We start from the raw sequence: 8,629 nt of genomic DNA on the forward strand, positions 1-8,629 counted from the left end.
AGCCTCGCCTGGACGAGACACGCGCGATCTCGCCATCTGCGAGTTCGAGCCGCTCCGCATCCTCCGGCGAGAGGTCGAGCGATTCGCCGCGATGAAGCGGTGACGAGTAGAGGTTCGTCTGCGCGCCCGTGTTGTATGACTCGAGCCGTCGGCCGGTGGTGAGCCGGATCGGGTAGTCAGCATCGAGCTGCTCGAACGGACCTCGGGCCTCGACGACGGTAAACGGCGCCGGAGGGCCAACGAGGGGGTCGGCCCACAGGCGCTCATGCAACATGGGCGAGCCCGGGTGCGCCTCGTCGGGGCAGGGCCATTGCAGCCCGCCGAGCTCCTCGAGTCGCTGGTAGCTCATGCCGCCGTGCATCGGCGAGAGCGAGCGGAGCTCGTCCCAGACGTCCTCGGCCACGGGATCGGGCCAGTCATGGCCGAGACGGCGGGCGATCTCGGTGATGATCCACATGTCGTCCCGCGCTTCACCGGGCGGATCGAGGGCCTTGCGCACCCGTTGCACACGGCGCTCACTGTTCGTCACGGTGCCGTCGGTCTCACACCACGACGCGGCGGAAGGGAAGACGACGTCGGCCATCTCCGCCGTTCTAGTCAGGACGATGTCCTGCACGACGAGAAAATCGAGCTCGGAGAGAAGCTTGCGCGTGCGGTTGATGTCCGCCTCGGACTGCGCGGGATTCTCACCGATAACGTAGAGCGTTCGCAGCTCGCCGCTCTCCATTCCGTGGAACATCTGGGTCAGATGCCAGCCGTAGTGGGGACGGATCGTCACGCCCCACGCCTCCTCGAACCGCGCGCGCGCCTCGGGATCGCGCTCGATGTCCTGGAACCCGGACAGCTTGTTTGGAATCGCGCCCATATCGCCGCCGCCCTGCACGTTGTTCTGCCCGCGCAGCGGGTTGAGCCCGGAGCCAAATCGGCCGACGTGGCCACAGAGGAGCGCCAGGTTGATCAACGCGAGCACGTTGTCGACCGCCGTGTGGTGCTCGGTGATCCCGAGCGTCCAGCAGATCATGGCGCGGTCGGCGCGCGCGAAGGCGTGTGCCGTCTCGCAGATCACGGCGGCTGGAATGCCGGTGAGGCGCTCTCCCTCCGTGAGCGTGAACGGCTCGACCGACGCTGCATACGCGTCGAAGCCCTCGGTCGCGTGGTCGATGAAGGCGCGATTCGCGAGACCGGCGTGGATGATCTCCCGCGCCATCGTGTTCGAGAGCGCGATGTCGGAGCCGACCTCGAGCCCGAGCCAGCGGTCGGCCCATGCCGCCGACGTCGTACGCCGCGGATCCATAACGAAAAGCCGCGCGCCGTTGTGCACGCCCTTGAGCAGGTGATGGAAGAAGATCGGATGCGTCTCGCGCGCGTTCGACCCCCAGAGGAGAACGACGTCAGTCTCCTCGATCTCCGCGTAGGACGACGTGCCGCCGCCTGCTCCGAACACCGTCGCCAGACCGACGACGCTAGGGGCGTGTCAGGTTCTGTTACAGGAGTCGATGTTGTTCGTGCCCATCACCTGGCGCGCGAACTTGCCGGCGATGAAGTTCATCTCGTTCGACGCCTTGGAGCACGAGAAAATGCCGAACGACGTCGAGGTGTCGGCCTCGCGCGCGCGGGCGAACCCGGCGGCGGCGAGGTCTAGCGCCTCGTCCCAGGTGGCGGTACGCAGAGCACCGTCGTCGCCACGGACGAGTGGCTCCATCAGCCGTCCTTTGGTCTTGCGCATGCGTCTCTCCTTCAGTGGCGCCAGGCCTCGGCCTGTCTCCGGGTAGCAGCTCGGTTGCCCTCTAACAGGATTGCTGTCATTCCCCTTCGCGTCAAAGTGACACGGTCGACCGTGTGATAGACGTAATCTATCATTCTGCTGTGGATCTTCGCCATCTCCACTATCTCGTCGCGGTCGTTCGCGCGCAGCACTTCGGCCGCGCTGCGAGGGCGTGCGGGGTCTCGCAGCCGACCCTCTCGTCGGGCATCCGTCGGCTCGAAAGCGAGGTCGGGTTCCCGATCGTCAGGCGCTCACAACGCTACGAGGGGTTGACGCCCGAGGGCGAGAAGGTGCTCGAGTGGGCACGGCGGATCCTCGCCGATGTCGGCGGACTCGATGCCGAGCTCGACGCGATGCGTGGGGGGCTCTCAGGGCAACTGCGGATCGGCGCGATCCCCACGTCGCTGCCGTCGGTCTCGCTCCTGACGACCCGGCTGACGAGCGGCCACCCCGGAATCACGGTGGCCGTCTACTCGCTCAACTCGAGGCAGATCGAGCGAGGGCTGCTCGAGTTCGAGCTCGAGCTCGGGATCACGTACCTCGACTCGGAGCCTCTCACCGGAGTGCGCACCCAGGCACTCTACGAGGAGCGCTATCTGCTGCTCACGGACGCCGACGGGCCACTCGGGGCCAAGCGGAGCGTGACCTGGGCGGAGGCTGCAACCGTGCCGCTCTGCCTGTTGACCGGAGACATGCAGAACCGCCGCATCGTCGACGGGATCTTCCACGAAGCCGGAGCGGAGCCGCGGCCGACGGTCGAGACCAACTCGATCTCGACGCTGATCGCCCACGTCCGAGACGGGCCGTGGTCGAGCGTGCTGTCGCACGCCTGGCTGCACGCCTTCGACGTACCTCTCGGGATGAGGGTGATTCCTCTGGTGGCACCCTCGACCGCGCGCACGATCGGCCTCGTGTGGCCCGACCGCGATCCGGAGTCGATCCTCGCTCGGGCACTGCTCGAGGTCGCGGGCGACGTCGACCTCGAGCTTGCGCTCAGTCGGTGATTCGCTCCGGTCGTGAGTAGACGTTGCAGCGCCCGTCGCGCACGAATCCGCAGAGTGTGATGCCCCGGTCGACCGCGAGCTCGACGGCGAGCGACGAGGGTGCGCCGACCGCAACGAGGACAGGGCAACCCGCGACCGCGGCCTTCTGGACGAGCTCGAATGAGAGGCGTCCACTGACACAGAGGATGTGATCCGCCAGAGGCAGGAGCCCGTCGAGAAAGGCGCGCCCGATCACCTTGTCCATCGCGTTGTGCCGGCCGACATCCTCACGCGCGCTCACGAGCTCACCTGCGGCCGTGAACAATCCTGTCGCGTGGAGTCCCCCCGTCGAGGCGAAAGCCGCCTGCGCTGCGCGGAGCCGGTCGGGCAACTGCCCGACGTGCGTGCCGCTGATCGTGAGCGTGCTCTCGACGGGCGGGGACTCGACGGCGATCGCCTCGAGCGCGCCCTTTCCGCACACACCGCACGATGACGTCGTGTAGAACGAGCGCGCGACCCGTGCGGGATCGAAGCCTGGCGCCTCGAGCTCGATCGTGTTCACCGCGAGGTCGTCCGGCAGACGGGCCGACACGGGCTGCAGCCCCTCGGAGAGCGCAAACCCGAGCGCGAGTTCCTCGTCGTGCCCGGGAGTCCTCATCGTCACGGCGACGGGGTTGCCGTCGATCCGGAGCTCGAGTGGCTCCTCGACGGCGACTCGGTCGTCTACCGTTTCCCCGGCAGGCAGGCGCAGCACGCGTACGACAGCGGTGCTGTGGGCCGGCGGGGCCTCTCGCTTCGGCGTCATCAGGTGCCAACCGTAGCCGGTTGGAGCAACGAACCGTCCGGCGGCTCGCGTAGTTTCTTGCTCGCTGCCGAGTACGGCACCGATTTGCCACCAACGCCGAGTTCCGGGAGGCACCACTGTGGAAACCCCGTCGATGAGCAACCGACTCCTTGCCGAGGCCGTGGGGACCTTCGGGTTCTTCTTCATCGGGTTCAGCGGTATCGCCGCGTCGGTGAACCTTCCTGGCTCGATCGCCTCCGCGGGCGTCGCCGCCGGCTTCGGTCTGGGCCTCGGCCTCATGATCGCCGCGTTCGGCCAGATCTCGGGCGGCCACTACAACCCGGCCGTCACGTTCGGTCTCGCCGTCGGGCGGAAGTTCCCGATGTCGGCCGTGATCCCCTACTGGGTCGCACAGCTGATCGGTGGCTTCATCGCCGTCCTCGTCGCGACGCTCCTCTACACGAACGACATCAAGGACTCGCTGGTCACGAACCCCGGCAAGGGCGTCGAGGACTGGCGCGCGATGATGATCGAGCTCGTGGCGGTGTTCCTCTTCGTCTCGGTGATCATCACGGTTGCGACCGACGACTCGGCGCCGTGGAAGGGCGTGCTTGCGCCCGTCGCGATCGGCGGCTTCATCTTCATCGCAGCGGTGACGATGGGCCCGAGCTCGGGCGGCTCGTTCAACCCGGCACGCTCGATCGACCCGGCCATCTGGGCGGCCGACTTCGGGAACGTTTGGATCTACATCGTCGGCCCGCTCATCGGCGCCGCCCTCGCGGGCGCGCTCTCGATGGCGCTGCGCGGCGACAAGGCGTAGGCGACAGCGCGCCCGCGCAGGGCGTCGGGCTTCAGCGAGACGCCGTGTACGACGGTCCGCGGACGGCCCCTTCAGGATCAGGCAAAGCCTGCAGTAAACATCCCTTCACTCGACGGTGACGGTCTTCGCCAGATTTCGCGGCTGGTCGACGTTCAGACCGCGTAACCGGGCGATCCGGTAGGCGAGCAGTTGCAAGGGCACGACTGCGAGCACGGTCTGGAGGAACGCCGGCGAGCGCGGGATGTAGATCACGTCGTCCGCGTGATGCTGGATGTCCTCGTTGCCGTCAGTGGCGATCGCGATCACGTGGGCTCCGCGGGCACGAACCTCCTGAATATTCGAGATCATCTTGTCGTAGACGTGGCTGCGCGTCGCGATCACGACAACCGGAGTCGACTCGTCGAGCAGGGCGATGGGGCCGTGCTTCATCTCGCCCGCCGAGTACGCCTCGGTGGGGATGTAGGAGATCTCCTTCAGCTTCAGCGCACCCTCGAGCGCGACGGGCAGTCCGATGTGGCGGCCGAGGTAGAGGAAGAACGGTTTGTCGAAGTGCCGCTGCGCGATCTCGTCGATCGGGTGGTCGCCGTCTAGGAACGCCTGGATCTTCTCGGGCAGCAAGTACACCTCGTCGAGGATGAACTTCAGCTCCTCGGGAGGGAGCGTCTCCCGCACCTGGGCGAGCTTCAGCGCCACGAGGAAGAGCAGGCTGACCTGCGCCGTGAACGTCTTCGAGGCAGCGACGCTGACCTCGAGGCCGGCGCGCGTGTAGAGGACTGTGTCGACCTCACGGGTGATCTGCGAGCCCATCATGTTCGTGATCGCAACGGTGCGCGCACCCATCTCGCGCGCGAGCTTCATCCCGGCGATCGTGTCGCGCGTCTCGCCCGACTGGGAGATCCCGATCACGAGCGTGCTGCGATCGAGGACGGGATTGCGGTAGATCCACTCGGAGGCGATGTCGTGCTCAACGGGAACGCGCGCCCACTCCTCGATCGCGTAGCGGCCCGCTACTGCAGCGTGATAGGACGTGCCGGCGGAGAGGATCACGATCCGCCGCAGGACCTTGATCTCGTCGTCGTCCATGCCGAGCCCCTCGAGTTCCAGGCGCCCGTGGCGAACGCGGTCGCCGATCGTCTCCGCAACGGCCTCCGGCTGCTCGTAGATCTCCTTCAGCATGAACGTCTCGAAGCCGGCCTTCTCTGCGCTCTCGTCGTCCCAGTCCAGAACGATCAGCTCGCGGTCGACCGCCGAGCCATCGGCGGCGCGAAGGTGCCGGGCGCCCTCGGGCGTGATCACGACGAGGTCGCCGTCCTCGGGGAAGTGCACCTCGCGCGTCTCGCGCAGGAACGCCGCGGCGTTCGATGCGAGGAACGTCTCTCCCTGGCCGATGCCGACGACGAGCGGGCACTGGTGGCGGGCGCCAACGAGGACGCCGGGGTGGTCGCGATGAATGACGACGAACGCGAAGTGCCCCTCGAGCTCGTTGAACGCGAGGCGGGTTGCCTCGACGATGTCGCCGTCGTAGTACTCCTCGATCAGATGCGTCACCGTCTCCGCGTCGGTCTCCGAGGTGAAGGCGTGTCCTGCCTCGCCGAGGCGGGCGCGCAGCTCACGGTAGTTCTCGACGATGCCGTTGAGCACGATCGCGACCTCGGCCGGGTCGTCGCCTGCAAGAGGATGCGCGTTGGCCTCGGTGACGCCGCCATGTGTCGCCCAGCGGGTGTGGCCGAGCCCGGTGGTCGCAGGCGAAGGCGCCTCTCCGGCGGCCAGCTTCAGGTTCTGGAGGTTCCCGACGGCGCGCGTGTAGCGCAGCCCGTCACTCTCGAGGAGGGCGATGCCGGCCGAGTCATACCCGCGGTACTCGAGTCGCTCGAGGCCGAAGAGGAGAAGGTGCTTGCACTCCCGTGGCCCTACGTATCCGATGATTCCACACATTGGCGTATCTCCTTCGTCGTCCCTGCCGACGTCCGGCGTGGGGGTTGACTGCGCCGTATCCTCGGACCTTCCCGCCGTGGGTCGTTTTCCGAGCTAGTCGTCGAGCTCCGACCGGACGAGACTGGCGACTTTACCACAGAGAGTTGCCGCCTCCTCCTCGCTTTCGGCCTCGACGAGGACGCGGACGACCGGCTCGGTGCCGGAAGGGCGAACGAGAATTCTGCCCCGACCTGCGAGCTCGTCACCGAGCCGAGCAACCTCCTCTACAACCGCGTCCGGGAGCCCGGGGCGGGACACCCGAACGTTCTGTTTCGCCTGCGGCAGGCGGTGGAGGACGGCCGCGGCGGCAGCGAGCGACCCGCCGTCGAGGGCACGACAGACAAGGAGCGCGGCCGCCAGCCCGTCGCCGGTCACGTGACCGTCGAGCGTGATCAGGTGCCCCGACTGCTCGCCGCCGAGGACGGCTCCCTCGGCACGCATCGCAGCGAGTACATGCCGATCGCCGACGTCGGTCGTGAGTACTCGAATACCTCGCTCGCTCATGAGCCGGTGGAAGCCCAGATTCGTCATCGTCGTCGCAGCCACTGCATCGACGCCCTTTGCGAGAGCAAGGATCGCGAGAATCTGATCCCCGTCCAGCGGCTCTCCCGTCTCGTCGACTGCGAGCATCCGATCGCCGTCTCCGTCGAACGCGATCCCGAGATCGAATGTGCCGGCACGAACGACCTCCTGCAGCAGGCCGAGATCGGTTGCTCCGCAGCCGACGTTGATGTTCGTCCCGTCGGGTGTCGCCGCGACGGTGGTCACCTGCGCGCCGAGCTGCTCGAACACGGCGGGGGCGATCGCGGAGAACGCGCCGTTGGCGCAGTCGACGGCGACCCGCAGGCCCGTGAGGTCGGAGCCGAAGTGCTCGAGAAGATGCGCGACGTACCCGGCCGCTGCATCCTCGGCGATCTCGACCGAGCCACGCGCGTGTGCTGGCGTTTCGAGAAGGGCTTCGATCGCTTCCTCGTGCTCGTCCGAGAGCTTGTGCCCCTCGGACGTGAAGAATTTGACGCCGTTGTACTCGGGTGGGTTGTGCGAGGCCGAAAGCACGATCCCGAGATCCTGAGCGAGCAGAGCGACCGCCGGAGTCGGGAGGACTCCTCCGCAGACGGCGACTCCGCCCGCGGAGACGATGCCCTCGACGACGGCGTCCTCGAGCGCAGGGCCTGATCCGCGGGTGTCACGACCGACGAAGACCCGCCCGCGACCTGCCCAGGCCGTCGACGCCCTGCCCAGCCGTTCGACGAGATCGAGGGTCAGGCTCTCGCCGACAATGCCGCGAACACCATCGGTTCCAAAGTGTTGACGAGACATGGGTGATTGATTGCGAACGAAGCAGCAACCTGCGCACGCGGTCGAGGCTTCGCCTCGCCCCTACGGGCGGCCGGCTATCGCTTGGAGAATTGTGGTGCTTTGCGCGCCTTGTGCAGGCCGGCTTTCTTGCGCTCGACCTGACGTGCGTCACGCGTGAGGTAGCCCTCGCGCTTCAGTGCCGTGCGAAGCTCGGGATCGGCCTCGACGAGGGCGCGAGCAATCCCATGCCGTACCGCACCGGCCTGGCCGCTGATGCCGCCGCCGTGCACGCGAACACGGAGGTCGTACGTGCCTTCCGCGCCGGCCGTCTTGAACGGGCCGAGAGCGGATGTCCGGTGCGACGCGCGCGGGAAGTAGTCCTCGAGCGTGCGACCGTTGATCCAGGTCTTACCGTCACCGGGACGCAGGATGACGCGCGCGACCGAGGTCTTGCGCTTACCGGTACCGAGATACTGCGCGATGTCTGCCATCTAGAGCTCCAGATCCTTGGGCGCCTGCGCGGCGTGCGGATGCTCGGGGCCTGCATAGACCTTGAGCTTGGTCAGCTGCGCCGCGGCGAGCTTGTTCTTCTGCAGCATGCCCTTGACGGCCTTGCGGATGACCTCGGTCGGCCGGCGGTCGAGCTGCTCGCGCATCGTCCGCGTCTTGAGGCCACCCGGGAAGCCGGAGTGACGGTAGACCATCTTCTGGTCGAGCTTCTGGCCGGTGAGGTGAATCTTCTCCGCGTTGACGACGATGACGAAGTCACCCGTGTCGACGTGCGGCGTGTACTGCGGCTTCTGCTTCCCGCGCAGCGTGTCGGCGATCTGCGTCGCGAGTCGGCCCAGGGTCTTCCCCTCGGCGTCGACGACGTACCAGTCGCGCTGGATCTCTCCGGGCTTGGCGGTGTAGGTCTTCATAGCGTGAAAAGGGGCAGTCGGTGACCGCCGACGGGAGAGTGTAGCAGCGTACCACGGGACGCCGAGAGCGAGAGGTGCCCCGAC

The 8,629-nt window shown here is 67.2% G+C and carries 8 protein-coding genes; 2 read left to right on the forward strand and 6 right to left on the reverse strand.

Annotation, left to right across the window (positions count from 1 at the left end; genetic code table 11):
* Window positions 1-1,726, reverse strand: a 1,726-nt coding sequence (locus tag ABIR74_RS13915) for a molybdopterin-dependent oxidoreductase (RefSeq protein ID WP_348179165.1), incomplete at its 3' end; no start/stop codon positions are given.
* A 140-nt stretch (window positions 1,727-1,866) separates the two neighbouring features.
* Here ABIR74_RS13915 and ABIR74_RS13920 point away from each other — a divergent pair.
* Window positions 1,867-2,769 carry a LysR substrate-binding domain-containing protein gene (locus tag ABIR74_RS13920; RefSeq protein ID WP_348179167.1) on the forward strand — a complete coding sequence of 301 codons (903 nt, stop codon included), beginning with the start codon at window positions 1,867-1,869 and terminating at the stop codon, window positions 2,767-2,769.
* On the opposite strand, the gene fdhD is transcribed toward ABIR74_RS13920, so the two are convergent.
* Window positions 2,759-3,553: a formate dehydrogenase accessory sulfurtransferase FdhD gene (gene fdhD, locus ABIR74_RS13925; RefSeq protein WP_348179169.1), complete on the reverse strand. Its 795-nt coding sequence runs from the start codon at window positions 3,551-3,553 to the stop codon at window positions 2,759-2,761. The genes ABIR74_RS13920 and fdhD overlap by 11 nt on opposite strands.
* A 133-nt stretch (window positions 3,554-3,686) precedes the next feature.
* Between fdhD and ABIR74_RS13930 the strand changes: the two genes are divergently transcribed.
* Window positions 3,687-4,352 carry an aquaporin gene (locus ABIR74_RS13930; protein ID WP_348179171.1) on the forward strand — a complete coding sequence of 222 codons (666 nt, stop codon included), beginning with the start codon at window positions 3,687-3,689 and terminating at the stop codon, window positions 4,350-4,352.
* Window positions 4,353-4,457: 105 nt separating this feature from the next.
* On the opposite strand, the gene glmS is transcribed toward ABIR74_RS13930, so the two are convergent.
* The 4 genes from glmS to rplM all read right to left on the reverse strand — a co-directional run bounded on the left by glmS (window position 4,458) and on the right by rplM (window position 8,545).
* Window positions 4,458-6,287, reverse strand: coding sequence for a glutamine--fructose-6-phosphate transaminase (isomerizing) (gene glmS / locus ABIR74_RS13935; protein WP_348179173.1), 1,830 nt, complete (start codon window positions 6,285-6,287; stop codon window positions 4,458-4,460).
* A 93-nt stretch (window positions 6,288-6,380) separates the two neighbouring features.
* Complete coding sequence (locus ABIR74_RS13940) at window positions 6,381-7,646, reverse strand: phosphoglucosamine mutase (protein WP_348179175.1); 1,266 nt, start codon at window positions 7,644-7,646, stop codon at window positions 6,381-6,383.
* A gap of 74 nt (window positions 7,647-7,720) precedes the next feature.
* On the reverse strand, window positions 7,721-8,116 hold the full coding sequence (gene rpsI / locus ABIR74_RS13945; RefSeq protein ID WP_348179177.1) for a 30S ribosomal protein S9: 396 nt from the start codon (window positions 8,114-8,116) through the stop codon (window positions 7,721-7,723).
* Entirely contained in the window at window positions 8,117-8,545 is a 429-nt protein-coding gene (gene rplM / locus ABIR74_RS13950; protein ID WP_348179179.1) for a 50S ribosomal protein L13, read from the reverse strand.
* Window positions 8,546-8,629 lie beyond the last annotated feature (84 nt).

Origin of the sequence: Gaiella sp., assembly GCF_039915195.1 — a bacterium.
In the GTDB taxonomy this organism is placed as follows: Bacteria; Actinomycetota; Thermoleophilia; order Gaiellales; family Gaiellaceae; genus Gaiella.

Coding starts and splice junctions, on each gene's coding strand:
- fdhD (WP_348179169.1), bottom strand. CDS start 3,553: ATGACGCCGAAGCGAGAGGCCCCGCCGGCCCACAGCACCGCTGTCGTA.
- ABIR74_RS13930 (WP_348179171.1), top strand. CDS start 3,687: ATGAGCAACCGACTCCTTGCCGAGGCCGTGGGGACCTTCGGGTTCTTC.
- glmS (WP_348179173.1), bottom strand. CDS start 6,287: ATGTGTGGAATCATCGGATACGTAGGGCCACGGGAGTGCAAGCACCTT.
- ABIR74_RS13940 (WP_348179175.1), bottom strand. CDS start 7,646: ATGTCTCGTCAACACTTTGGAACCGATGGTGTTCGCGGCATTGTCGGC.
- rpsI (WP_348179177.1), bottom strand. CDS start 8,116: ATGGCAGACATCGCGCAGTATCTCGGTACCGGTAAGCGCAAGACCTCG.
- rplM (WP_348179179.1), bottom strand. CDS start 8,545: ATGAAGACCTACACCGCCAAGCCCGGAGAGATCCAGCGCGACTGGTAC.